The organism is Mesorhizobium sp. M2A.F.Ca.ET.042.01.1.1, from assembly GCF_003997405.1.
Classification (GTDB): Bacteria; Pseudomonadota; Alphaproteobacteria; order Rhizobiales; family Rhizobiaceae; genus Mesorhizobium.
Window position 1 is genome coordinate 15140 of sequence record NZ_RZRX01000027.1, and the last position, 23302, is coordinate 38441.

The following is a 23302-nucleotide window of genomic DNA, read 5'->3' on the forward strand; positions in this document are numbered from 1 at the left end:
TGGGAGAAGGTGTCGCCGAAGGCGACTGATGAGGGGTGTTCCAGCGAAATGAGACGTGGGCGTTCCCTGGAACACCCCTCATCCGTCTCGGCGCTACGCGCCGATCCACCTTCTCCCACAAGGGGAGAAGGGAAGGTCGGCGCCCTATCGGCCACGTGCCCGCTCCTCGGCCTGCGCCGCGAGTATCTTCATCACCTCAGCCACCAGGTCACCCTCCGCGACCGTCACCTGCGCCGGCCTTGCCGCGCGCCATTCGGCATTGTCGGTGATCTCGGCCGACAGGCGCGCGCCTTCGATGAGGTCCTTGATCTGCACCTCTCCCTTGGCACGCTCGTCGCCGCCCTGGATGATGGCGATTGGGCTGCCGCGGCGGTCGGCATATTTCAGCTGCGCCTTCATGCCGGCGCCGCCGAGATACATTTCCGAGCGGATGCCGGCGGCGCGCAGGTCGGCGACCATCTTCTGGTAACGGCCGAGGCTTTCGGTGTCCTTGTCCATCACCAGCACGACGACCGGCGCGATGATGTCGGAGGTGTCGAGCTTGCCGAGGTTCTTCAGCGCCGTCATCAGCCGCGAGACGCCGATCGAAAAACCGGTGGCCGGCACCGGCTCGCCGCGGAAGCGCGAGACCAGCCCGTCATAGCGACCACCGCCGCCAACCGAACCGAAACGCACGATCTGACCTTCATCGTTAGGGATCTCGGCCAGGAGCTCGGCCTCAAAGACAGGGCCGGTGTAGTATTCGAGGCCGCGCACGACGGAGCGGTCCATCACGATGCGGTCTTCGTCGTAGCTCGCGGCTCTAACCAGGGCCTCGATCGTTGCGAGTTCGCCAACGCCTTCCTGATAGACTGCATTGGCATTGACGCTGGCGTCCTGGGCGGCCTGCCCGTTCCTGGCCGTTGCCAGAAGAACCGCCTCGGCTTGCGCATCCTTCAATCCGGCGCCCTTGGCGAAGTCGCCCTCGCCTTCCTTGCCGCCGTCCCAGCGTCCGGGACCGAGCAGGAGCCTGACGCCTTCCGGCCCGAGCTTGTCGAGCTTGTCGATGGCGCGCAGCACGGTCAGCCGGCGGCCGGCGTTGTCCTCGCCGCCGAGCCCGATGGCCTCCAGCACGCCGTCGAGCACCTTGCGATTGTTGACCCGGATGACGTAGTCGCCTCGCTTGATGCCGAGCGCTTCCATGACATCGGCCATCATCATCGCCATCTCAGCGTCGGCGGCGACGCCCGGGGTGCCGATCGTGTCGGCGTCGAACTGCATGAACTGGCGGAAGCGGCCGGGGCCGGGCTTCTCGTTGCGGAACACCCAGCCGGAACGGTAGCTGCGATAAGGCTTCGGCAGCTTGTCGAAGTTTTCCGCGACGAAGCGCGCCGTCGGCGCGGTCAGGTCGTAGCGCAGCGACAGCCACTGCTCGTCGTCGTCCTGGAAGGAGAACACGCCTTCGTTCGGCCGGTCCTGGTCGGGCAGGAATTTGCCCAAAGCATCGGTGTATTCGATCATCGGCTGGTCGACCGGCTCGAAGCCGTAAAGCTCATAGACCGAGCGGATGGTCGCCATCATCTTCTCGACGGCGCGGATGTCTTCGGCACTGCGGTCGGCAAAACCGCGCGGCAACCGCGCTTTCGTCTTTTCGGATTTGTCGGCCATGGGGATTCCAGTCAGTGGTGACTTACTTCGAGCGGGCGTTTCCTAAACGATGCGGCTTGGAGCGGCAAGGGCGGCGACCTCTCCTTCTCCCCTTGTGGGAGAAGGTGGATCGGCGCGATAGCGCCGAGACGGATGAGGGGTGTTCCAGCGGAGTGAGGCGCCGGCTTTCGCTGGAGCACCCCTCATCCGTCGCCTTCGGCGACACCTTCTCCCACAAGAGGAGAAGGAAAACTGAAACAATTCCGCCACCAGCGCGGCATGCTGCCGACACAATCGACGACGACAAAGCGCGCCGAAACAAGGGGTTCGGGGCCATGACGACGGCTGAAGATATGATCGAGGGCGAGACTGCAAGACTGAAGCCTGCCGGGGTTCCGGCGCTGAAGCCGGCGCAGCAGCCGGCAGGGCCTTTCGAGGCTGTGGCGGCCAAGCCGAGCGCGCGCGACGCGCTGGTGACCGGGCTTTTGGTGATTTACCCGGCTTTCGCGGCGGTGGCGGCGATCCTGGCCGGGTTGTTTTTGACAGGTGCCGGCAGCGTTTGAGCTTCGCAACCTGACCTTCTCCCCTTGTGGGAGAAGGTGGATCGGCGCGGTAGCGCCGAGACGGATGAGGGGTGTTCCAGCGAATGAGACGCTGGCAAACTTGCCGTCTCGTCCAGCGGTGCCAAGCTGGAGCACCCCTCATCCGTCGCCTTCGGCGACACCTTCTCCCACAAGGGGAGAAGGAGAAAGCGCCTACTTCGGTCGCTTGAGCTTCTTGCGCTCCTTTTCCACCTCCGCCCTGCAATAACAACCTTCGAGATGGTCGTTGACCAGGCCCATCGCCTGCATGAAGGCATAGACCGTCGTCGGGCCGACAAAGCTCCAGCCGCGCTTCTTCAACTCCTTCGATATCCTGACCGACACCGCCGTCGTCGGATTGGCGCGCAGATGCGCCAGGTCGACGATTTCCGGACGCTCGTCCGGGCCCGGTTCGAACTTCCAGAACCAGGCAGCCAAAGAGCCGAACTCGTCGACCATCTCGCGGGCGCGTTTGGCGTTGTTGATGGTCGAGACGATCTTGCCGCGATGGCGGATGATACCGGCATTGCCGAGCAGGCGCTCGACATCCGCGTCGGTGAACCTCGCCACCTTGTCGAAGTCGAAACCGGCGAAGGCCTCGCGGAAGTTCTCGCGCTTGCGCAGGATGGTGAGCCACGACAGGCCCGACTGGAACCCTTCCAGGCAGATCTTTTCGAACAGCCGGCGATCCTCCGTTACCGGGCGGCCCCATTCATGGTCGTGATAGTGGAGATAGTCCGGCAAATTGCCATGCCAGAAGCAGCGCGCCTTGCCGTCGGGACCGTCGAGAATGCCGGTATTTTCCGTTGCCATCGTCAGCAGATCCATTCGTTAATGCGCCTCGGCGCCGCCTTTACCGTGGCTTTACCAGATTCCTGAACCGGCCGGTAACCACACCAAAAGGTTTACTGACAAAGCGGCATTTTACGCATTCCGATTCATGTTTTGCTTGCCGCTTAGCGCTAAGGATCGCGAAACCGAGGGCGCCCTCTCCGCCCCGGATGAGTTCGATCAAGGTGCGTTCCAATGAAGACAGCGTTTTGTTCCCTGCTCGGCGCGGCGGCAATCCTTGCCGCCGGCGCCACCACCTCCTTTGCCAATGACCGCTATGCCGATATGCCGCCGGTGACGGTGAGCCCCGACCTTTCGGCGCCCTGGGTGCTGCAGCTTGGCCACGCGCCGGGCATCGTGCGCCCGACCCGGCAGGCGACGCAGCAGCCGCTGGAGCGCCTGTTCCAGGCGCAGCCCGACCGGCAGAAGACGGCAGCCGTGCAGCAGCCGGCCAAGCGCATGGTGATGCGACCGCAGATCAACCCGATCTATCTGCCGCAGGAAGTCGCATATGACGGGCCGGCGAAGCCGGGCACGATCGTCATCGATACGCACCAGAATTTCCTCTATCTGGTGGAGAAGAACGGCAAGGCGCGGCGTTACGGCGTCGGCACCGGCAAACCGGGCTTCGAATGGTCGGGCACGCACAAGATCACCGACAAGAAGGTGTGGCCGGACTGGCGCCCACCGGCGGCGATGATCAAGCGCGAGGCGGCCAAGGGCCGCTATTTGCCGACCTATCTTGCTGGCGGCATGGAAAACCCGCTGGGCGCGCGCGCGCTCTATCTGGGCACCACCGAATACCGCATCCACGGCACCAACCAGCCCTGGACGATCGGCGGCGCGGTGTCTTCCGGCTGCATCCGCATGCGCAACGAGGACGTCGTCGACCTTTACGAGCGCGTGAATGTCGGAACCACGGTCGAGGTGATCTAGTTTCTGCGAACCAGCCGGTTAGACGGCGCAGCACTTTTAGTCCAGCTGTTGCCGTCAAGTCATAGTGCGATCCCTTGGGATGTGCTTAAACCGGTGTCGAGTTTACGGGGGACGGGCCGTGTGGGGATACGGCCGGTCACGAAAGGGCAGCGTGGGCAACCGCGCTGCCCTTTTCGTTCTTGAGGGTTCCTTGACGCGCGGCGCGGCAAGTCGCGCCGCAAACAGACGGATTCGCTTTCGGGGCTGATTTCCCGGCGCTCCTCTGCTATTGCAGTGCACAAATCCTGATCGTCACGCAATTCTGGACGCAACGCTGCTTACGCGATTTCCTCGAATTGCCCAGAAGGCAGAGGTGCCAGCCATGACCCGGACCGACGACAGCCGCTATCTGAAAGGCGGCCCGGTTGCCCAGCGCATCATCGCGTCGGTGCGCGAAGACGCCGCGATCGCGGCGTCCGAGGGCTTTCCGCCGAAGCTGGTCTCAATCACCGTCGGCGATACCGAAGCGGTCGATGTCTATGTGCGCAACCAGCGCGCCAAGGCAGCCCTTGCCGGCATCGGCTTCGAGGAGCGGCGCTTCGCCGCCGACATTACCGCCGGTGAGCTGGAAGCGGCGATCCACGGCCTCAACGCCGACCCGCGCGTCACCGGCATCATCATCCAGCGGCCGGTTCCGGCGCATATCCCGATCAAGACGCTGCAGGGCGCGGTGCATCCGCTGAAGGATGTCGAAGGCATGCACCCGGCCTCGATCGGCAACATCGTCTACAACCAGCTCGATCTGGCGCCCTGCACGGCGGCCGCCTCGGTCGAACTGCTGAAGGAGACCGGCCTCGATCTCAAGGGGCTCGAAGTGGTCGTCGTCGGCCATTCCGAGATCGTCGGCAAGCCGATCGCCTTCCTGCTGATGAGCGAAGGCGCTACGGTGACGGTGTGCCACCACATGACGCGCTCGGTGGCGGCGCATGCACGGCGCGCCGACGCGCTGTTCGTCGCGGTCGGCAAGCCGCGGCTGATCAAGGCCGACATGGTGAAGCCGGGGGCCTGCGTCATCGACATCGGCATCAATTCCGAGTTCGGGCCCGACGGCGAAACCCGCATCGTCGGCGACGTCGACACCGACAGCGTGAAGGAAGTGGCGTCCTGGATCACGCCGGTGCCTGGCGGCGTCGGGCCGCTCACCGTGGCGATCCTCTTGCGCAACACGATGGTGGCGCTCAATCGCCAGCGCGCGCTTTATCGCGCGACCTATGGCGTGGCGGATCAGCTCGCGGCGGAGTAGGCGCGGCACTCCCTCTCACCCAGCCTCCGCTTCGCTCGGCTGACCTCTCCCCGAGGGGAGAGGAGACTGTCAGCGCCGGCGCCGACCTCTTCTCCCCTCGGGGCCCCTCGGGGAGAAGGTGGCCGCGAAGCGGCCGGATGAGGCGACGAGGATCACTCTGCCGCCGCCAGCCCTCACTCGGAAACACCTTCCGGCTTCGGACCGCCATACGCCCAGTCCAACAGTTTGATCGTGTGCACCACGGGCAGCTTCGCGGCGGACGCGATTTGCGTGATGCAGCCGATATTGCCGGTGGCGACGATTTCGGCCCCCGTCGCCTCTATGTTTTTCACCTTGCGGTCGCGTAGCTTGGCTGAAATCTTCGGCTGCAGGATGTTGTAGGTGCCGGCCGAGCCGCAGCACAGATGCCCTTCGCGCGGCTCGCGCACGACGAAGCCGGCCTTGGCGAGCAACTCCTTCGGCTGGCGCGTGATCTTCTGGCCGTGCTGCATCGAGCAGGCGGAATGGTAGGCGACGACGGTGCCCGGCTTGCGCACCGGCTCGGGCAGGTCGAGCGCGGCGAGATATTCGGTGATGTCCTTGGCCAGCGACGATACCCGCGCCGCCTTTTGCGCATAGGCCGGATCGAGGCGCAGCATGAAGCCGTAATCCTTGATCGTGGTGCCACAGCCTGACGCGGTGATGATGATGGCATCGAGCCCGCCTTGGTCGATCGCGCGCGTCCAGGCGTCGACATTCCGTCTGGCCGAGGCAAGAGCCTGATCCTCGCGGCCCATGTGATGGACGAGCGCGCCGCAGCAGCCCTCGCCTTCGGGCACCACGACCTCGACGCCCAGCCTGGTCAGCAGTGAGATGGTGGTGTCGTTGATGGCTGGATCGAGCACCGATTGCGCGCAACCGGTGAGGATCGCGACGCGGCCGCGCTTTGTGCCATGCCCGGCATGCGTGCCTGGTTTCGCCATCGGCGATGCCGGTGGGATCGCGGACGGCGCGAGCTTCAGCATGGCGGCGACCGGCTTCAGGCCCGGCAGTTTTTCGAACAGGCCGATGAAGGGCCGGCCGAGGCCGGCCAGTTTCAGCGCGGCGCGGAAGCGGCTGGGATAAGGCAACACGAAGGCCAGCACTGCGCGCGTCAGCCGGTCGAGCAGCGGCCGCCTGTAGGTCTGCTCGATATGGGCGCGGGTGTGGTCGACCAGATGCATGTAGTTCACGCCCGACGGACACGTCGTCATGCAGGCAAGGCAGGACAGACACCGGTCGATATGGGTGACGATCTCCCTGTCCGCCGGGCGGCCGTTCTCCAGCATGTCCTTGATGAGGTAGATGCGGCCGCGCGGCGAATCGAGCTCGTTGCCAAGCGTCACATAGGTCGGGCAGGTGGCGGTGCAGAAGCCGCAATGCACGCATTTGCGCAGGATCTTCTCCGATTCCGCGACATGCGGGTCGGCAAGCTGGGCAAGGGAGAAATTGGTCTGCACGCAAAAATCCTTACTGTCCCAGAAGCCAGCTTTGCGGGTTCCTGACGGGCTCGCCGCGCTGCAGCGCCTGGATGCCCAGAATGCAGCGGGCGATAAACCAGACGGCGACAGCCAACATCAGCACGAAGCCGATCACAAGCATCATCAGGACCACCGAGATCAGCGCGTAGAGAAGGCCGATCCAGAACGTCCTGATCAGGAACGTATAGTGGCTTTCGACGAAGCCGCCGGCCTTGCCGCGGTTGATGTAGGCAAGCACGATGCCGACAATGCCGGTGATGCCGATGACAAAGCTGGCGAGGTAGAGAATATAGATGACCAGCGCGTTAGTCTGGCCCGGCTCCAGCCAGCGATCGGTCTGGCGTGGCGCGCTGCTCGGTCCTGGGTCGGTACTGCTCATGATGCTGCTCCCTGTGTTGATCGGGCGAGAGTAGCAGAGCCGGAGCCCGGCGCCATGCGGCCGGGGTTGAGGATATTCTTCGGATCGAACTCGACCTTGAGCCGCGCCGAGAGCGCCGCCAGATGCGGCGGCTGCGGCTCGAATACCGGCAGAGCGGCGCGATGCGGAGCGGAGGCGCGGACCAGCGTCGCATGGCCGCCGCTATGCTTGCGGATCAAGCCGCGCAACAGATCGGCCTCCGGATCGTCCTCGCGCATCGACAGCCATACCAGGCCGCCCTGCCAGTCGTAGAACGCATCGACCGCCGCCTGCATGCGCAGCGCCATCACCATATGATGCGCTTCGGACGGCGCCATCGAGACGCGCCAGACCGGCCGCGTGCCGCCATCGGCGAAGGGCCGGCAGTCTCGGATGTCGCGCCAGATCGTCTTCGACGCCTCGCCGGCGATCTCTTCCAGCGGCCCGGCCTTGCCGAGCAGCTTGCGCAGCGCCTCGATGCGATAGACGACCGAGGGGCCAAACCCCTCGACGCGCAGCAACGTTGCGGCATCGCTGCCGTGCTTGCCGCCGGCGACACGGGCCGCGATGCGCTCCGGCAGATGCGCCGCGCTCGACACTTCGGCGCTGGACCCCAGCGCCAGCGCCATGGCGGTGACCGCCGCCTCGTCGAGCAGGCCGCGGACGGCCAAAGTCACTTCCGTTTCCGCGGCCGGCAGAACCTTGAACGTGACATCGGTCAGCACGGCCAGCGTGCCCCAGCTGTTCGCCATCAGCTTGGAGAGATCGTAGCCGGTGACGTTTTTGACGACGCGCCCGCCCGACTTGAAGGCCTCGCCACGGCCGGAGACGGCGGCGACGCCAAGGATATGGTCGCGCGCGGCTCCGGCCTTGAGGCGGCGCGGGCCGGACAGGTTCGAAGCCAGCACGCCGCCGATGGTGCCGCTCTTGCCCCCTTGGCCCGGCTCGCCGCCGAGCAGCGGGCCGTAATCCATTGGCTCAAACGCGAATTGCTGGCCGTTTTCCGCAAGCAGTTTTTCGAGCTCGGCGAGCGGCGTGCCGGCCTTGGCCGACAGCACCAGTTCGGCGGGCTCGTAGAGGGTTACGCCGGTGAGCTTGGACAGGTCGAGCGTATGCTCGGTCTGCAGCGGACGGCCGATGCCGCGCTTGGAACCGTGGCCGAGGAGCTCGAGCGGGGATTCCTCGGCGGCCGCCCATTGGATGGTGGAGAGGACTTCGGCGGAAGAGGATGGGGTGAAGGTGGTCATGGCTTGGCCTGGTTCCTCGCCCTCGCAAGGCCGGGGCAATCGCATACGGCAGCGCTGCCCCCTCTCCGTCCGCTACGCGGACACCTCTCCCCCATTTCAGGGGGACGAGGAAACGCCAACCGCCGACCTCGCGACCTTGAAAAGTTTGGGTTCCTCGCCCCCGCAAGGCGGGGGAGAGGTGGCTCGGGCGAAGCCCGAGACGGAGAGGGGGCCATCATAGAGCGCTGTCTCCGATCTTCTTGGCCGCAAATACAAACCTGAGGTCGGCAGCAGCCACATCTTCAGCAAGCCGCCCTTCAAGTGCGGCAAGTATCGTCTCGCAAACACTCCTCGTGTTCTTCAAAACATCAAAATTCCAGAACCGCAAACCGAAAAGCCTTCGCCACGCATGAATTCGTCGCGTCGCCTGTCATATGGACTGTCCGCATGCTGGCTGCCATCCAGCTCCACGATCAGTTTTTTGCTCCTGCAGGCGAAATCCCCGAAATACGGGCCGATGGGCATCTGGCGAACGAATTTGTAGCCGCCCAGTTTCTTCGCCTTCAGCTCGTTCCAGAGGGTCGCTTCCGCTTGATTGTCACCGTGGCGAAGCTCGCGGGCACGAGCAATTTTTTCTGGCGAGCGGCGGCTTGGCGGAGAGGGCGTTCCCCTCTCCGTCTCCGGCTTCGCCCGAGCCACGTCTCCCCCGCTTTGCGGGGGCGAGGAACTTTGATCCCGCGCCCCCATCAAAACCTCGGAATGTCCGGAAAAGCCACCTGCCCGCGATGCACATGCATCCTTCCCAGCTCCGCGCAGCGGCGCAGTTGCGGAAACACTTTTCCCGGGTTGAGCAGATGATTGGGGTCGAAGGCGCATTTGACGCGCATCTGCTGGTCGAGATCGATCTGGTTGAACATTTCCGGCATCAGGTCGCGCTTCTCGACACCGACGCCGTGCTCGCCGGTCAAGACGCCGCCAACCTCGACGCAAAGCCGCAAAATGTCGGCCCCGAAGCTTTCGGCCTTGTCGAGCTCGCCTGGCACATTGGCGTCGTAGAGGATCAGCGGGTGCAGATTGCCGTCGCCGGCGTGGAAGACATTGGCGACGCCGAGGCCGTATTTCTCGGAAAGATCGCGCATGCCGGCGAGCACCCTCGGCAGTTCCTTGCGCGGGATGGTGCCGTCCATGCAGTAATAATCCGGCGAGATGCGGCCGACTGCCGGGAAAGCCGCCTTGCGGCCGGCCCAGAAGCTCAGCCGCTCCTGCTCGGATTGCGAGATGCGGCAGGTGGTCGAGCCGTTCCTGTAGGCGATCGCCTCGACGAGGCCGATCAGATGATCGACCTCCACGCTCGGCCCGTCGAGCTCGACAATGAGCAGCGCCTCGACATCGAGCGGATAGCCGGCATGGACGAAGTCCTCCGCAGCGTGGATCGCCGGGCGGTCCATCATCTCCATGCCGCCCGGGATGATGCCGGCGCCGATGATGTCGGCGACGCATTGGCCGCCCTGTTCGCTGGTCGGGAACCCGATCAGCAGCGCGCGCGCCGTCTCCGGCTTCTTCAGGATCCGCACCGTGACCTCGGTGACGACGCCGAGCAACCCTTCCGAGCCGGTCATGACGCCGAGCAGGTCATAGCCTTCCTGATCAAGATGACTGCCGCCGAGCCTAACCACCTCGCCATTCATCAGCACCATCTCGATACCCAGCACATTGTTGGCGGTGAGCCCGTATTTCAGGCAATGCACGCCGCCGGAATTTTCCGCGACATTGCCGCCGATCGAGCAGGCGATCTGGGAGGATGGATCGGGGGCATAGTAGAAGCCCTCCTGCTCGACGGCGGTGGTGATGCCGAGATTGGTGACGCCCGGCTGGGCGACGACGATGCGATTGGGGTAGTCGATTTGAAGGATGCGGTTGAAGCGGCTCATCACCAGCAGCACCGCATCTTCCAGCGGCAGCGCGCCGCCGGACAGCGAGGTGCCGGAACCGCGCGGCACGACGCGGATGTTGCGCTCGTTGCAGTATTTGAGAACCCGCGAGACCTGAGCCACCGTTTCCGGCAGCACGACGACCAGCGGCAACTGCCGGTAGGCGGTCAGGCCGTCGCTTTCGAAGGCGCGCATTTCATTGGCCGCGTCGACGACACCCTCGCCCGGCACGATGATGCGCATGTCGGCGACGATCTCGGCGCGCCGACGCAGCGTTTCGGCATCTGGCTTGGGCATGGCTAGGCCGGACATCGGTCATCCCGCTTGACTGGTCAAAATCTTTTACCAGCTTGACGGTTTCGTTGCAAACGCTGCTTTGGTCACATATGGCGGCGACCGTAATGCCCAGCTTCCGCAGCGGCAATCTGCCGCTGGCGCTCGAATCTGCCCCTTTGAGGGGGAGATGGCCGCGAAGCGGTCAGAGGGGGTCGTCTAACGTAGATCGCCGACGTCTTCTGTCGTAGAGGAAGGCGCCGGCGCTCCACGCGCGGCGACCCCCTCTGTCGCCTTCGGCGACATCTCCCCCTCACGGGGGAAGACTACTCGCCCGGATGTTTCGTCGGCTCGGAATGCATTTTGCGCACCCGGCGCACGCCCCACCAGACCAGCAGGATGGCGACCGGGACGGAGGCGGCGGTGACGACTTCTGGCGCGAAGACGTGACCGAAGATCGAGGCGCCCTTGGCGACATAGCCGATAAGGCCGACGACATAGTATGAGACGGCGGCCACGGACAGGCCTTCGACCGTTTGCTGCAGGCGCAGCTGCAGCCGGGCACGGTTGTTCATCGAGGCGAGCAGGTCACGGTTCTGCTTCTCGACGTCGACATCGACCCAAGTGCGCAGCAGCGTGGTGGCGCGGGTGAGTTTCCGCGACAAATTTGCCTGGCGCTCCTCGACCGAGCGGCAGGTGCGCATGGCCGGCGCCATGCGCCGCTGCAGAAAGCCCGCCCAGGTGTCAAAGCCCTGCGCCGGCTCCTCATCAAGCGCTTCGAGACGCTCGGTGACGATGCCGTCATAGGCGCGGCTGGCGCCGAAGCGGTAGAGGCTGGATGCGGCGTCTGCCTCGAGCTCGGCGGCGAGCTCGGTGAGGTCGGCGAGCAGCGTCTGGCTGTCGCGGGTTTCGACGGCCTTCATTTCCAGCGTCGTCTGTGCCAGGCGGTCCTCGATACGGCGGGCACGGCTGGACAGCGTCAATGCCAGCGGCAGGCCGAGCATGGCCAGCGTCCGATAGGTCTCGATGTCGATCAGCCGCTGCGACAGGGCGCCGGTGCTGGCCGGCGTCAGGCCGCGATCGAGCACCAGCATGCGGGTCAGGCCGTCGCCGTCTTGGCGGAAATCGGTGATGATCGCGGCGGCGCCGCGCTCCACCAGCGAATAGCACAGGCTGGTCGGGTCGAAGCCGGCGATCAGCCTTTCACTTGCCTGCGTCCATTTGCGGATCTCGAGGCGAATGCCGGAAATCACCGTGCCTGGGGGCGAGAAGCCGTTGCCGAAGGGCGAATCCTCCTGCCCTCGGCCATTCTCGGCCAGCGGCCCTTCCCAGAGATAGGTCGAGAATTCCGTATGCCGCTCCCACCGCAGCGAGCCCTTGCCCCATTTCATGGCGTGGTGGCGCGCGTTGCGCTCCGGCGCGGCGATTCCCAGCCGCCGCGAAAGCTCCGACAGCACGGCATGATCAACCGCGGCGCCAGCCTCGGTCATGAAGGAAAGCTGGATCAGCACGCGCGGTTTTTCGATCAGCGGGTGCGGACGGGCATGGACCTCGCCAATCGCGCCGGGCCGCCCCTCATGCGCCGGAAAGCCCATGACGCTGCCTTGGGCGCGCGGCTGGAATTCGAGACTGGACATCTCGTCGGACACGGCTGGTCCCCCTGTTTTCGACCCTTCGTGCAACCCGGTCGTCTTGCGGCAATCGGCGAGACGCGTAAACAGCAAATATTAGCATCTGGCGATGGCGGCGCGCGGCAAGCGATCCGACCGCATTGGGCGAATTGGATAAATAATTTGACCAGTTGGCGACAGACGCTTTAATCTGGGCGACATCCGTTCCTTTCTCCAGGCGCCCCTTTGAGCGACATTTTCTCCAGGATCGAGCATTCGCGCACCGCCGACGAGGTGGTGCAGCAGATCGAGAGCCTGATTCTCGAAGGCGTGCTGCGCACCGGCGACCGGCTGCCCGGCGAGCGCGAGCTGGCGCGCCAGTTCGACGTGTCGCGGCCGATCCTGCGCGATGCGCTGAAGGCGCTGGAGGGACGCGGGCTGCTGACGACGCGCCCCGGCGGCGGCACGCATGTCGCCGACGTCATCGGCCAGCTCTTCACCAAGCCGGTGACGGACCTCATCTCCACGCACCGCAAGGCGGTGACCGACTATCTGGAATACCGGCGCGAGATCGAGGCGGTGGCGGCCGAATATGCGGCGCGGCGGGCGACGCCGGAGGACCTTGCGCTGCTCGACCGCATCATGGCGCGCATGGAGGAGGCGCACCGGACCGGCGACTTCGACGACGAGGCGGAGATCGACGTCGAGTTCCATCATGCGGTGTGCGAATGCGCGCACAACATCATCCTGCTGCATACGCTGCGCTCCTGCTACCGTCTGCTGTCGGAAGGCGTTTTCCAGAACCGGCTTCTGGTGTTCGGCGTGCCCGGCGCGCGCGAGGCGCTGCTCGAGCAGCACCGGGCGATCCATACCGCGATCAAGGCGGCAGACCCGATCGCGGCGCGCAAGGCGGCGATGGACCACATCACCTATGTCGAGCGCTCGATGGCGGAAGCCGAGCGCAGCGGCGACTGGCAGCGCGTCTCCCGGCTGAGGCTGAGACAGCGCTCCGACGCCGGCGACATCGAACCCACACGCAAACGCTCTTAAGCACAGATTTAGCGGGGACCCATCATGAGCGAAATCCTCACCATCGCCGATCTCAAGGACCTGGCGCGCCGCAGGGTGCCGAAGATGTTCTTCGACTATGCCGATTCCGGCGCCTGGACTGAGAGCACCTACCGGGCCAACGAGGAGGACTTCGGCAAGATCAAGTTCCGCCAGCGCGTGCTGGTCGACATGAGCAACCGCTCGCTGGAATCGACCATGATCGGCCAGAAGGTGGCGATGCCGGTGGCGCTCGCGCCAACCGGGCTGACCGGCATGCAGCATGCCGACGGCGAGATGCTGGCGGCGCAAGCGGCGGAAGTGTTCGGGGTACCGTTCACGCTGTCCACCATGAGCATCTGCTCGATCGAGGATGTCGCCTCGGTGACCAAGAAGCCGTTCTGGTTCCAGCTCTATGTGCTGCGCGACAAGGATTTTGTGCTCAACCTCATCGACCGCGCCAAGGCGGCAAAGTGTTCGGCGCTGGTACTGACGCTCGACCTGCAGATCCTGGGACAGCGCCACAAGGACGTGCGCAACGGGCTTTCGGCGCCGCCCAAAATGACGCTTGCCAACATCATCGACCTGGCGCTGAAGCCGCGCTGGTGCCTGGGCATCGCAGGCACCAAGCGCCGCACCTTCCGCAACATCGTCGGCCACGCCAAGGGCGTGGGCGACGTCTCCTCACTGTCGTCCTGGACGAATGAGCAGTTCGATCCGCACCTCTCGTGGAAGGACGTCGCCTGGATCAAGGAACGCTGGGGCGGCAAGCTGATCCTGAAGGGCATCCTCGACAAGGAAGACGCGCTGATGGCGGCAGAGACCGGGGCGGACGCGATCGTGGTCTCAAACCATGGCGGGCGGCAGCTCGACGGCGCGCCCTCCTCGATCTCGGTGCTGGAAGAGATCGCCGACGCGGTCGGCGACAGGATCGAAGTCCATATGGACGGCGGCATCCGCTCCGGCCAGGACGTGCTCAAGGCGCTCTGCCTTGGCGCCAAGGGCACCTATATCGGCAGGCCGTTCCTTTACGGCCTCGGCGCGATGGGCAAGGACGGCGTCACCAAAGCGCTCGAAATCATCCGCAAGGAAATGGATGTCACGATGGCGCTGTGCGGCAAGCGCCTCGTCGCCGACATGGGCAAGGACCAGCTCCGGCGCTAGGACGCAGTAGCGCCAAGATCGCGGGGATCGGTAGCGTCGCTAGGGCGTTGTTCATCGATCGGCACTAGGCTTGGCCCCAACTGTGCCTTGGGAACATATTCACCTTGACCGGAACCGGTATCCACTATCTCGACGCGCGCGGGCCGAACGACATGCGGCTTTACGCCATCGGCGATGTACATGGACGCCATGACCTGCTCGCCGCCATGCACCGGCGCATCGAAAGCCAACTGGAACATGCGCCCGCCTCCGACTGGCGCATCATCCATCTCGGCGACTATGTCGACCGCGGTCCGGATTCAAAGAGCGTCATTGATTTCCTGATCGAGGCGCGCAAGCGCGATCCGCGCAACATCATGCTCGCCGGCAACCACGATATCGGCATGCTCGAATTCCTGGCCGATGCCGAGCCGGACGGCCTGTTCATGAACTATGGCGGCGTGCAGACCGCGCAGTCCTATGGCGTGGACCTTGTCCGTGACGCCCATTGGTACGGCAAGGCGGAAGCCATCGCGCGAGGACACGCTGCGCTGGTGAAAGCGGTGCCGCGCAGCCATGTCGATTTCCTGCAGTCGCTGACGTTTTCGGTCAGTTTCGGAGACTTCTTCTTCTGCCATGCCGGGATAAGGCCGGACGTGCCGCTCGACCATCAGAACCAGCAGGACCTGATCTGGATCCGCGACGCCTTCCACGATCACCAGGAGCTTTTTTCAAAGGTGATCGTGCACGGGCACACGCCAGTCCCGGAAGCCGAGGTGAAGGCCAACCGCGTCAATGTCGACACGCTCGCCTGGAAATCGGGGACGCTGAGCGCGCTCGCCGTCAATGGCGGCGACAAGCAGATTATCGACGTCAAAGGCAAAGCGCTCTAAGCGCGATCCCAGCGCGGGCGTGCTTCCGATTTTTGATTGGGCTCAGTCGAGCGAGGCCGTCACGCCGTAGCCGTCGACGGCGCGGTGGTTGGTCGCTGCGTCGGCGGCATAGATGCCCAGGCCGCAGAGCACGATTGCAGACAGCATGACAAAAGACAGGAGAGCTGCTTTCACGGACGTCATCTCTGGTTAAGCTTTCTGCATCTGCGCACGAGGCGGTTACCAATGCGTTGAAACGATAAAATGCGTCTCAATGTTTCGACGATTTCGCGCTTCTAAGCAGATTCTGTTTCGCCGGTGTGTCGGCTGGATCACACAAAAGGTTCATGGCGGTTGCACCGGCGATACAAAGCGCGCCCTCTTAAGGGAGCGGCCGGACACAAACCAAGAAAGAAGAGCGTTATCCCCAGGCGCAGGCGCTGAGGCGTGCCAATTATGCCACGCTGCGTCCGCGCGGATGTGTCGAGATGCAGGTCAGGCCGGCCTCACCTGAATATCAACGTACCTTAGATGGTAGCCACCCAGGCGCGGGCGATCGCCAGGCCGGCGGCATCGGCTTCGGGGCCGTTACCGGCCAACTCGTCGTCGAGCCGGTCGTTCCAGTCGGGATGGCGCTCGGCGATGGTTGCCGCGAAGGAGGTGCTCCAGTCGCGCACCATCGGCGTGTCCGCCTCGAAATGGAACTGGAACCCGTAGACGGCGCGGCCGAGGCGGAAGGCCTGGTTCTCGGCGACCGCGCTGCCCGCAAGCCGCACGGCATTCTCAGGCAGCGCAAAGGTGTCGTCGTGCCATTCGAAGATCGGGAATTGCTCGGGCAGCGCCGCCAGCACCGGATCCGACTTCGCCGCCGGCGTCAGCGAGACCTTGTGCCAGCCGAACTCGGTGGCGCCGCCGATGTGGTTGTCGCCGCCAAACGCGCGGGCAAGGAGCTGGCTGCCGAGGCAGATACCGAGCACCGAGCGGTCGTTCTCGGCGAATTCGCGTGTCAGCTCAAGCAGCGCCGGGAAATAGGGATAGTCCTCGTCTGCCAGCGCATTCTGCCCGCCGCCCAGCACGACCATCGCATCATGCTCGCCCGCGTCCTGCGGCAGCGGATCGCCCTGGTATGGGCGCCGCAGGTCGACATCGGCGCCCGCTTCGGCCAGAGCGGCGCCGACCTGGCCGAGGCCGGTATTGTCGTAGTTCTGGACCACCAGCACGCGCATCGAGAATCCTGCTGACATGAAAAGACTGGGGCGAGCGATATCATGCGGCCCGTGTTTCAGCCAAGATGCGCGGCGGGAGAGAAAGCTATGCCACTGCAGAACCGGGTCGATCCCTTCGGCACCATCCATGCGGTGCCGGAACGCGGCCTGTTCACCGGCAATCGCGGCATCATCCATGATCCGGAGACCAGGACTCTGCTGAGGAAGCGCTGGGCCTTGCCGGCCTGGATCATCTGCGTGTGCGAGTTCCGCAACGTGCGGCGCGAGCCGATGGGCCGTAACCGGCCCGGTGGGAAGGCCGGCTGGACCGAACTGTTCTTCCTCGACGAGGTGACGGCATTGGCCGCCGGCCACCGGCCCTGTTTCTTCTGCCGGCGCGAACGGGCGACCGATTTCGTCGCCCGCTTCGGCGAGGCCTTCGGCATCGCAGAGCCGCGCGCGCCGATGGTCGACAAACGGCTCCACCGGGAACGGCTGGCTTCAGGTGGACGGCCGCCTCCCGTAACCGTGCCGAAGCTTGGCGCCCTGCCTGATGGAGCGATGATCGCGGACGGCGACACCGCCTATGCGTTGCGTTCCGGCAAGGCACTTGAATGGTCCTTCGCGGGTTACGCCGGTCCAACCGGCTTCGATCGCTTCACCGACCGGTCGCTGCGCCTGCTGACGCCGGCAACCACCATTGCCGTTTTGCGGCACGGCTTCGTGCCGACCTGGCATCCGACCGCCGACACTTGACGATATCCATCGCCTCGCCCATTGGTCGGCAAATATTCGAGCGCTGGCCCGCAAATATCTGCCTAGATTCCCTTGTTTTTTGCAGGTTCTGATCGCAAAACCGCGGGACACTTTTGCGGACCTGCCTGGGCCATGCGCGCCAACTACAAAATGCAGCGGCTGTTCGTGCCGGACGATCTTGGACCCGGCCTCGAATTCGATGCCGGACAGCAGCAGAGCCATTATCTCGCCCATGTGCTGCGGCTCGGCGAAGGCGCCGAGGTGCTGCTTTTCAACGGCCGCGACGGCGAATGGTCGGCTGCGATCGCCGCTAGATCCAAGAAGGCTGTCCGGTTGAAAGTGCTGGAGCTGCAGCGGCCTCAGCCGCCGCTGCCAGATCTCGCCTATTGCTTCGCGCCGCTCAAGCAGGGACGGCTCGACTATCTGGTGCAGAAGGCCGTCGAGATGGGCGCCGGTGTGCTGCAGCCGGTCATCACCCAGCACACGCAGGTGGCGAAGCCCGGCATCGAGCGGCTGCGCGCCAATGTCGTCGAAGCGGCCGAGCAATGCGGCATACTGGCAGTGCCGGAGGTGCGCGAGGCGGAGAAACTGGAGAGGCTGCTTGCCCATTGGGACAAGGAGCGGCGGCTGATCTTCTGCGACGAGGATGCCTCGACCAACAATCCGCTGCCGGCCCTGCAGGCGGTAAGCGAGAAGAAACTTGCGCTTCTGGTCGGTCCCGAAGGCGGATTTTCCGAGGACGAGCGCAAGATGCTGAGGGCCTTGCCTTTCGTCACCGCCATCCCGCTCGGGCCGCGCATCCTGCGCGCCGACACGGCGGCGGTGGCGGCGCTTGCCGCCATCCAGGCGACGATCGGCGACTGGTGATCAAATCCCATTGAGGCCTGGCTCAGGATTTTTTGCTTGATCGGCTGCCGGCATTTCGTCCATCTAGCGCCGGCGGCCGTCCGGCCTCTGCAGCACCGCGCATGCTTTTCGACGCGCGAAGGGCGCTGTAACACATAGGAACTGTGCAGGACGCCTGGCGGAAGTCGATGCCGATTTCCGGGGCAAAGCGCTCGGAGGGGCCTCATGGCGCGCGACACGACCGATACCCAGCCCATCGAAGGCATCGACGAACTGGTCGGCTATCTGGCCGCCGGCAACAAGCCGCGCGACAAATGGCGCATCGGCACCGAGCACGAGAAATTCCCCTTCTATGTCGACGGCCACGCGCCGGTGCCCTATGGCGGCGAGCGCGGCATCCGCGCCATCCTTGAAGGCATGCAGCAAAAGCTCGGCTGGGACCCGATCATCGATGACGGCCGTATCATCGGCCTTGTCGAGCCGACCGGCCAGGGCGCGATCTCGTTGGAGCCCGGCGGCCAGTTCGAGCTTTCGGGCGCGCCGCTGGAATCGATCCACCAGACCTGTCGCGAGGGCAACGCGCATCTGGCGCAGGTGCGCGAGATCGCCGAGCCGCTCGGCATCCGCTTCCTCGGCCTTGGCGGCAGCCCGAAATGGTCGCTGGCCGACACGCCGAAAATGCCGAAATCGCGCTACGAGATCATGACGCGCTACATGCCGAAGGTCGGCACCAAGGGCCTCGACATGATGTATCGCACCTGCACGATCCAGGTTAACCTCGACTTCGAGAGCGAGACCGACATGCGCCGCAAGATGCAGGTGTCGCTGAAGCTGCAGCCGCTGTCGACGGCGCTGTTTGCCAACTCGCCCTTCACCGAGGGCCGGCCAAACGGGCTGCAGAGCTGGCGCGGCGACATCTGGCGCGACACCGACAACCAGCGCTCCGGCATGCTCGAATTCTGCTTCGCGCCCGATTTCGGCTTTGCCGACTATGTCGAATGGGCGCTCGACGTGCCGATGTATTTCGTCATCCGCGACGGCCAGTATCACGACATGACGCGCTACACCTTCCGCCAGTTCATGGCGGGTGCGGCGCGCAATGAAATCCCCGACGGCCTGCCGACAATGGGCGACTGGGCGAACCATCTCTCCACCTTGTTCCCCGACGTGCGGCTGAAGCGTTTCCTCGAAATGCGCGGCGCCGATGGCGGCCCGTGGCGTCGCATCTGCGCCCTGCCCGCCTTCTGGGTCGGGCTGCTCTATGACGAGCATGCGCTGGACGCCGTCGAGGCGCTGACCGCAAGCTGGACCTATCAGGAAGCGCTGGCGATGCGCAATGCCGTGCCGGAGCTTGGCATCGCGGCGCCGTTCCGCAACGCCACCTTGCGCGACGTGGCCCGCGACGTGCTCGCCGTCTCGCGCATGGGCCTGAAGAACCGGGCCAAGAAGAACCGCGACGGTTACGACGAGACGTCGTTCCTCAACACGCTGGACGAGGTCGTGTCGCGTGGCACGACCAGCGCTGAGGAGATGCTGTCGGCCTACCACACGCGCTGGGGCGGCTCGATCGAGCCGGTGTTCATGGAATATGCCTATTAACCGTCCGCTACTCGCTACGCGGTTGGTTGGTAAAAGCCGCTTCAATCAGTGATCGAAACGAACTAGTCTTTTCCCGCGAGAACACTGCCGGAGGAGACCCCCATGCCTTCCCTGTTCGACATTTTTGCCCAAGCCCAGAATGGCGCCGGCATGCAGGCGCTAGCCCAGCAATATGGGCTTTCGATGCAGCAGACGCAGGCTGCGGTCCAGGCGCTGCTGCCCGCCTTCTCACAGGGGCTCCAGCGCAACACCGCCGATCCCTACGGGATGGGCGCCTTCATGACGGCGATGGCGAGTGGGCAGCACGCCAAATATTTCGAGGATGCGACAAGAGCCTTTTCGCCGCAAGGCATCGATGAGGGCAACGGCATTCTCGGCCATCTGTTCGGCTCGAAGGAGTTGTCGCGCGCCGTGGCGAACCAGGCCGCCCAGGCGACGGGGCTCAGCCAGCAGGTGTTGCAGCAGATGCTGCCGGCCATGGCCTCAATGATGATGGGCGGGCTGTTCAAGCAGACCAACAATCAGTTGACCGGGGGGCAGATGCAGGCCTTCGGCGGCAGCGGCAATCCGCTCGGCGAGATCATCGAGCAGATGATGCGGCAGGGCGGCCTCGCGCCCGCGCCGCAAACGCGGCAGGCGCCGGCGCCCAATCCCTACGGTGAGAATCCGCTCGGCAAGGTGCTGCAGGACATGTTCGGCGGCGGCGCGGCACAGCCGCAAAGCCAGACACAGCAAGCGCCCAATCCCTACGGCGAAAACCCGCTTGGCAAGGTGCTGCAGGACATGTTCGGCGGCGGCGCGCAGCCGCAAAGCCAGCCGCAGCAGACACAAAGCCCCTATGGCGACAATCCGCTCGGCAAGATCTTCGAGGAGATGCTGCGCCAGGGCGGAGGCGGCTTTGGCGCGCCCGGCGGGCAGCCGGCGCCGCAGCCGCAACAGCGCCAACCGCAGCAGAGCGCGCCGCAACAGCCGCAGACCAACCCGAGCGGCCGTCCGCGAAACCCGTTCGACGACATATTCGGCAAGATGTTCGAGACCGGCGCGCAGCAGCGCGACGAATATCAAAAGGGCGTGGAGACGATCTTCGACCAGTTCAAGCGCGACATGGACCGGCGGTAGGTCCGGCAAAGCATGACCTTAGGTGAAATGGTCATCAATGGCTTGATGGGTGCAGCGCCGCTCGGCGCTGTCTACTCAGTTTATCGATATGACTTCCTTAACCCCAGTGACGCACCTGGGTTTGGAAACATTCGTGACGCCTTGAGGTACGGCAAGCCGCTGTCGTCACAGTGGAAGCCGGTAGATAAGAGCAATCGCGCGGGCTATGGGATATTCGCTCTATCCCTTTTGGCCTTCGGGTTTTTGATGTTTGCCGGTGGATGGCTCATCGAACTTATCGATCGGCTGTAAGCGAAAAAATGCCCGGTCCTGGAGGAGAACCGGGCAATGTGCAGGCTGGCCGGCGGGGAACCGGCAGGGAGTGTGGGAGCCTGCGTGAACTTGGTCGCGCCGAGCCGTGAAAAGGTTCAGCGCGACGGAAAATCCAGGAAAACGCCGCCCTTCAGCCTACCTGACGAGCAAGGTCCTCAATCGTGTCGGCGCGCTCGCTGGCGATCACGCGCAGCTTCGCCGTCGGGTCGCGGCCGAAGGGCACGTCGATCGCGACATGGAGGTCGCCGCGCGTCAGGCCGATATCGGCAAGCTCGGCGTCCGACATCTCGCCAAGGCGATAGAAGGCGCGGCGGTTTTTCCAGGCGCGGTAGCTGTTGGCGATGGCATTGACCACAAGCGTCGCAACGGCCGGACGCGTGGTGATGCGCGGGGTCTCGGAGGCGAATTCAATCGTGGTCATTTCAGTCTCTCCTTCCAGGAGTCGAGCGGACGAAACCAGCCAATCGGCGCCTTGGGAGAAGCGCCGTTCCGGTTTCCATTCATTGATGTGATGCATGTCGTTGTCCCCAGAACCGGGAACCACTTCTGGGCGACATGCACTGTTCCCATGTGGACAATGACAATTTGCCATCGCGCGATTGATTAATCCAACGAATGTTTTTAATCTCTAGCATCAACATCAATGATAGGTTGGACCGATGAAAGCGCCGCTTGACCTCGATCAGTTGCAAACCTTCATCTCGATCGCCGACACCGGCAGCTTCACCCGCGCGGCCGAGGAGGTGCACCGGACGCAGTCGGCCGTGTCGATGCAGATGCGGCGGCTGGAGGAGCGGATCGGCAAGCCGCTGTTCGAAAAGGACGGCCGCACCAACAAGCTGACCGAGGAGGGCGACCGGCTGCTTTCCTATGCGCGGCGGCTGATCTACCTCAACCGCGAGACCTTGGCCGCCTTCGACGACCAGCGCCTCGAAGGCACGATCCGCATCGGCACGCCTGACGACTACGCCGACCGCTTCCTGCCCGAGATCATGGCGCGCTTCTCGCGCTCCAATCCGCGTGTCGAGCTGACGGTCGTCTGCGAGCCGACGCCGGGGCTGGTCGAACATATCAAGCGCGGCAATCTCGACCTCGCGCTGGTCACGCATAACGACACGCGCGGCCAGTCGGAAGTGGTGCGTCGCGAGCCGCTCTTGTGGGTCACCTCGGCCAACCACGCCACGCATGAACAGGAAACCCTGCCGATGGCGTTCGGCCGGCCGAACTGCATCTGGCGGCGTGCGGCTGTCGACGTGCTCGACCGGCAGAACCGCGACTATCGCGTGCTGTTCTCCAGCTTCTCGGCCACCGTCATCACCGCGGCCGTGCTCTCCGGCCTGGCGGTCTCGGTGCTGCCGGAATGCGCGCTCAGGCCCGGCATGCGCGTGCTCGGCGAGGCTGACGGCTTCGGCCAGTTGCCGGACTGCCGCATCGGCATCATGCGCGGCCAGACCTCACAGCCGGAGATCGTCGACGCCTTGGCCCGTCACATCGCCGAAAGCCTCGACAACATTTCCGTGCCGGTGAGCGAAGAGGCGGGAAGCTTCGACTTCGCGGCGCTCGCCTTTGCCAAGATGAAGCGGGTCAAGGCCAACCAGATCATGCCTGGCTGGTAAGGCGGGAGCAATTCCAGGAAAAGTGTGAAGCGGTTTTCCGTCTGGAATTGCGTCCAGACAAAGAGATAGAGCGGTTCGCCGTTTCCGTGAAACGACGAACTGCTCTAGGCCCGAGCAACGGAACGCTCCGGGCCGGCTGACGAAACACCCGGCAGCGCAAGCAACTGGCCCGGCTCCAACGGCGGCGACAGCAGATAGCCCTGCATCTGGAGACAACCCATGCCAACCAGCAAGGCCTTCTGCGCGTCGGTTTCGACGCCTTCGGCAGTCACCTCGACCTTCAGGACCAGCGCCAGCTCGATCAACGTCTTGGCGATTGCGCGGGCGCTTTCGTCCTCGTCGAGCAGACGCACGAAGGAATGGTCGATCTTCAGCTTGTCGATCGCCTGGCGGCGCAGATAGCTGAGGGAAGAGTAGCCGGTGCCGAAATCGTCGAGCACGATGCGCACGCCGGACTGGCGCAGCGCGGCAATCACGGCGCCGATCGTGTCATTGTGCTCGAGCAGAACGCTCTCGGTGGTCTCGAGCTGCAGGCGGGATGGGTCGAGCCCGGTTTCCTTCAGGATGCCGGCGATCTGTTCGGCAAAGCCGGCAT

23 protein-coding genes and 1 pseudogene are annotated in these 23302 nt (G+C 64.5%); 12 read left to right on the top strand and 12 right to left on the bottom strand.

Annotation, left to right across the window (positions count from 1 at the left end):
* Positions 1 to 144: 144 nt before the first annotated feature.
* Positions 145 to 1647, bottom strand: a complete 1503-nt coding sequence (gene hisS / locus EOA23_RS06490; protein WP_127303285.1) for a histidine--tRNA ligase — start codon at positions 1645 to 1647, stop codon at positions 145 to 147.
* 314 nt (positions 1648 to 1961) lie between these two features.
* On the opposite strand from hisS, the gene EOA23_RS06495 reads away from it, so the two are divergent.
* Positions 1962 to 2189, top strand: a complete 228-nt coding sequence (locus EOA23_RS06495) for a hypothetical protein (RefSeq protein ID WP_127303286.1) — start codon at positions 1962 to 1964, stop codon at positions 2187 to 2189.
* 192 nt (positions 2190 to 2381) lie between these two features.
* Here the strand turns inward: EOA23_RS06495 and EOA23_RS06500 are convergent, their stop codons facing one another.
* On the bottom strand, positions 2382 to 3020 hold the full coding sequence (locus EOA23_RS06500) for a DNA-3-methyladenine glycosylase I (RefSeq protein ID WP_127303302.1): 639 nt from the start codon (positions 3018 to 3020) through the stop codon (positions 2382 to 2384).
* A gap of 213 nt (positions 3021 to 3233) precedes the next feature.
* Between EOA23_RS06500 and EOA23_RS06505 the strand changes: the two genes are divergently transcribed.
* Together EOA23_RS06505 and EOA23_RS06510 are read left to right on the top strand one after the other, a co-directional pair.
* On the top strand, positions 3234 to 3974 hold the full coding sequence (locus tag EOA23_RS06505; protein WP_127303287.1) for a L,D-transpeptidase: 741 nt from the start codon (positions 3234 to 3236) through the stop codon (positions 3972 to 3974).
* 361 nt (positions 3975 to 4335) lie between these two features.
* Positions 4336 to 5256, top strand: coding sequence for a bifunctional 5,10-methylenetetrahydrofolate dehydrogenase/5,10-methenyltetrahydrofolate cyclohydrolase (locus EOA23_RS06510; protein WP_127303288.1), 921 nt, complete (start codon positions 4336 to 4338; stop codon positions 5254 to 5256).
* A 173-nt stretch (positions 5257 to 5429) separates the two neighbouring features.
* Here EOA23_RS06510 and glcF read toward each other — a convergent pair whose 3' ends face one another.
* The 6 genes and pseudogenes from glcF to EOA23_RS06540 form a co-directional block, all read right to left on the bottom strand.
* Positions 5430 to 6734: a glycolate oxidase subunit GlcF gene (gene glcF / locus EOA23_RS06515; RefSeq protein ID WP_127303289.1), complete on the bottom strand. Its 1305-nt coding sequence runs from the start codon at positions 6732 to 6734 to the stop codon at positions 5430 to 5432.
* A 10-nt stretch (positions 6735 to 6744) separates the two neighbouring features.
* Positions 6745 to 7134: a DUF4870 domain-containing protein gene (locus tag EOA23_RS06520; protein WP_127303290.1), complete on the bottom strand. Its 390-nt coding sequence runs from the start codon at positions 7132 to 7134 to the stop codon at positions 6745 to 6747.
* Entirely contained in the window at positions 7131 to 8399 is a 1269-nt protein-coding gene (locus EOA23_RS06525; protein ID WP_127303291.1) for an FAD-binding protein, read from the bottom strand. The genes EOA23_RS06520 and EOA23_RS06525 overlap by 4 nt, the downstream gene beginning before the upstream one ends.
* A 214-nt stretch (positions 8400 to 8613) precedes the next feature.
* Positions 8614 to 9125 (bottom strand): annotated as a pseudogene (locus tag EOA23_RS06530) (DUF559 domain-containing protein).
* Positions 9125 to 10621 carry an FAD-linked oxidase C-terminal domain-containing protein gene (locus EOA23_RS06535; protein WP_127303292.1) on the bottom strand — a complete coding sequence of 499 codons (1497 nt, stop codon included), beginning with the start codon at positions 10619 to 10621 and terminating at the stop codon, positions 9125 to 9127. The pseudogene EOA23_RS06530 and the gene EOA23_RS06535 overlap by 1 nt, the downstream one beginning before the upstream one ends.
* Before the next feature lie 287 nt (positions 10622 to 10908).
* The gene (locus EOA23_RS06540) at positions 10909 to 12231 is read right to left on the bottom strand and encodes a DUF3422 family protein (RefSeq protein WP_127303293.1); all 1323 of its coding nucleotides are present in this window, start codon (positions 12229 to 12231) and stop codon (positions 10909 to 10911) included.
* A gap of 207 nt (positions 12232 to 12438) precedes the next feature.
* Between EOA23_RS06540 and EOA23_RS06545 the strand changes: the two genes are divergently transcribed.
* From EOA23_RS06545 to EOA23_RS06555, 3 genes are all read left to right on the top strand, one after another.
* Positions 12439 to 13242: an FCD domain-containing protein gene (locus EOA23_RS06545; protein ID WP_127303294.1), complete on the top strand. Its 804-nt coding sequence runs from the start codon at positions 12439 to 12441 to the stop codon at positions 13240 to 13242.
* A 24-nt stretch (positions 13243 to 13266) separates the two neighbouring features.
* Positions 13267 to 14403 carry an alpha-hydroxy acid oxidase gene (locus EOA23_RS06550; protein ID WP_127303295.1) on the top strand — a complete coding sequence of 379 codons (1137 nt, stop codon included), beginning with the start codon at positions 13267 to 13269 and terminating at the stop codon, positions 14401 to 14403.
* 104 nt (positions 14404 to 14507) lie between these two features.
* A complete protein-coding gene (locus EOA23_RS06555) occupies positions 14508 to 15275 on the top strand; it encodes a metallophosphoesterase (protein ID WP_127303296.1) in 768 nt (255 codons plus the stop codon).
* A 42-nt stretch (positions 15276 to 15317) separates the two neighbouring features.
* Here EOA23_RS06555 and EOA23_RS36870 read toward each other — a convergent pair whose 3' ends face one another.
* Entirely contained in the window at positions 15318 to 15449 is a 132-nt protein-coding gene (locus tag EOA23_RS36870; protein WP_263498119.1) for a hypothetical protein, read from the bottom strand.
* A gap of 332 nt (positions 15450 to 15781) precedes the next feature.
* Positions 15782 to 16480: a type 1 glutamine amidotransferase gene (locus EOA23_RS06565; RefSeq protein ID WP_127303303.1), complete on the bottom strand. Its 699-nt coding sequence runs from the start codon at positions 16478 to 16480 to the stop codon at positions 15782 to 15784.
* 87 nt (positions 16481 to 16567) lie between these two features.
* Here EOA23_RS06565 and EOA23_RS06570 point away from each other — a divergent pair, with 87 nt between their 5' ends.
* The 5 genes from EOA23_RS06570 (at position 16568) to EOA23_RS06590 (ending at position 21070) form a co-directional block, all read left to right on the top strand.
* Positions 16568 to 17215 carry a hypothetical protein gene (locus tag EOA23_RS06570; protein WP_127303297.1) on the top strand — a complete coding sequence of 216 codons (648 nt, stop codon included), beginning with the start codon at positions 16568 to 16570 and terminating at the stop codon, positions 17213 to 17215.
* A gap of 132 nt (positions 17216 to 17347) precedes the next feature.
* Entirely contained in the window at positions 17348 to 18082 is a 735-nt protein-coding gene (locus tag EOA23_RS06575) for a 16S rRNA (uracil(1498)-N(3))-methyltransferase (RefSeq protein ID WP_127303298.1), read from the top strand.
* A 204-nt stretch (positions 18083 to 18286) separates the two neighbouring features.
* Entirely contained in the window at positions 18287 to 19660 is a 1374-nt protein-coding gene (locus EOA23_RS06580; protein ID WP_127303299.1) for a glutamate--cysteine ligase, read from the top strand.
* 102 nt (positions 19661 to 19762) lie between these two features.
* Positions 19763 to 20779: a DUF937 domain-containing protein gene (locus tag EOA23_RS06585; protein WP_127303300.1), complete on the top strand. Its 1017-nt coding sequence runs from the start codon at positions 19763 to 19765 to the stop codon at positions 20777 to 20779.
* Between the two features lie 12 nt (positions 20780 to 20791).
* Entirely contained in the window at positions 20792 to 21070 is a 279-nt protein-coding gene (locus EOA23_RS06590) for a hypothetical protein (RefSeq protein ID WP_127303301.1), read from the top strand.
* A 151-nt stretch (positions 21071 to 21221) separates the two neighbouring features.
* Here EOA23_RS06590 and EOA23_RS06595 read toward each other — a convergent pair whose 3' ends face one another.
* Positions 21222 to 21512, bottom strand: coding sequence for a DUF1127 domain-containing protein (locus EOA23_RS06595; RefSeq protein ID WP_042640975.1), 291 nt, complete (start codon positions 21510 to 21512; stop codon positions 21222 to 21224).
* A gap of 238 nt (positions 21513 to 21750) precedes the next feature.
* On the opposite strand from EOA23_RS06595, the gene EOA23_RS06600 reads away from it, so the two are divergent.
* The gene (locus tag EOA23_RS06600; protein ID WP_042640974.1) at positions 21751 to 22707 is read left to right on the top strand and encodes a LysR substrate-binding domain-containing protein; all 957 of its coding nucleotides are present in this window, start codon (positions 21751 to 21753) and stop codon (positions 22705 to 22707) included.
* A gap of 104 nt (positions 22708 to 22811) precedes the next feature.
* Here EOA23_RS06600 and EOA23_RS06605 read toward each other — a convergent pair.
* Positions 22812 to 23302 (bottom strand): EAL domain-containing protein (locus EOA23_RS06605; RefSeq protein ID WP_189341518.1); only part of this gene is annotated, 491 nt, incomplete at its 5' end.